The sequence below is a fragment of the Streptomyces sp. GC420 genome (genome assembly GCF_009916105.1).
GTDB lineage: Bacteria > Actinomycetota > Actinomycetes > Streptomycetales > Streptomycetaceae > Streptomyces.
In genome coordinates this window covers 1-1,261 of sequence record NZ_JAAAXQ010000755.1, presented here as the reverse complement: position 1 = coordinate 1,261, position 1,261 = coordinate 1, and the positions used below count along the sequence as shown (strand labels likewise).

The window sequence follows — 1,261 nt, the reverse complement described above, 5'->3', positions numbered from 1 at the left end:
GCCGGAGCGCGGGCGGGTGAGGAGTTCCTGCGGGATCATCATCAGCGCGCCCGTTCCCCCGCGTGCGGAGGGCCGGAAGGACACCGACAGCCCGTGCTTGCGGGCCAGCCGGCCGACGACCGCGAGGCCGAGCCGGGTGCCGGAGAGACCGGCCAGGTCGCCGGCGTCCGCGGACACGGCCCGTTCCGCGCGGCGCAGGGCCACCTCGCTCATGACCAGGCCGCTGTCCTCGACGGTGATCACGAGCCCGGCCGGCACCTCCTCGACGTACACATGGACCTCGGCGGTCGGCGGCGAGAAGTTGGCGGCGTTGTCCATGAGTTCCGCGAGCGCGTGCATGACGCCCTCGGCGGCGTGTCCGGCGACCGCGACCTCACTGGTGGAGTGCAGTCTGACCCGCTGGTAGCCGCCGATGCGGCCCATCGCGCCGCGCAGGATGGACTCCATCACGATCGGCTTGGCCCAGCGGCGCCCGGAGCGCGCCCCGGTCAGCACGGCGATGCTGTCCGCCAGCCGTCCGGCCTGCGCCGTCCTGTGGTCGAGGTGCAGCAGGTCGCTGAGCACGTCGGGATCGGAGTGCCGGTGCTCCATCTCCCGCAGGTCGGCGAGCATGCCGGTGGCCAGGGCCTGCATCCGCCCGGAGGCGTTCGCGCAGGCCGCGACGGCCGCGGCGCGCATGGCCTCGCTCCGGCCCAGCTCGTCGGCGACCGCGGTCAGCGCGCGGCGCACGGCGCCCTTGGGCGGCAGGGGCAGCGCCTCGAGCGCGGTCTGTGCGGAGTCACCCGCGCGCAGCCGGGCCAGCAGCGCCGGGACCGTCTCGTCGGCGTAGCGGTCGGACTCGACCTCGAAGGTGGCGATGCGCTCGCGCAGCGCCCGTACGGTCCACCGGGCGCGTACGGCCACCACGAGGGCAGCGCAGAGCACCAGGACGCCGGCGGCCGCGACCCACAGGGCGGGTTGCCGCAGCCTGTCGGGTTCGGTGTAGCCGGCCCAGACGGCGAGGGGACCGGTGACGGCGATGGGGATGAGCATGGCCAGGGCGGTGGCTTTGAGAGGGGGACGCGCCTCGGCGGTGTGCGCTGTCATCGATCGGGGACCTCGGGACCTCGGGGACCAGTGGATCTGGCGGGCAGGTGGCTGGAGCAGGGATCTGGCGGGAAGTGCTCGGGACGGGCCGGTCCGGGAGACGAGCCGGTCCGACCGTCGGTCTTGCGGGTCGGTCTTGGGGATCGGTCTTGGGGATCGGACTGGGGTGGGGCGG

1 protein-coding gene is annotated in these 1,261 nt (G+C 74.5%); it reads right to left on the bottom strand.

The window, feature by feature from the left end:
• On the bottom strand, window positions 1–1,086 hold a 1,086-nt coding region (locus tag GUY61_RS38405), incomplete at its 3' end, for a sensor histidine kinase (RefSeq protein WP_166634907.1).
• Between the last annotated feature and the right edge of the window lie 175 nt (window positions 1,087–1,261).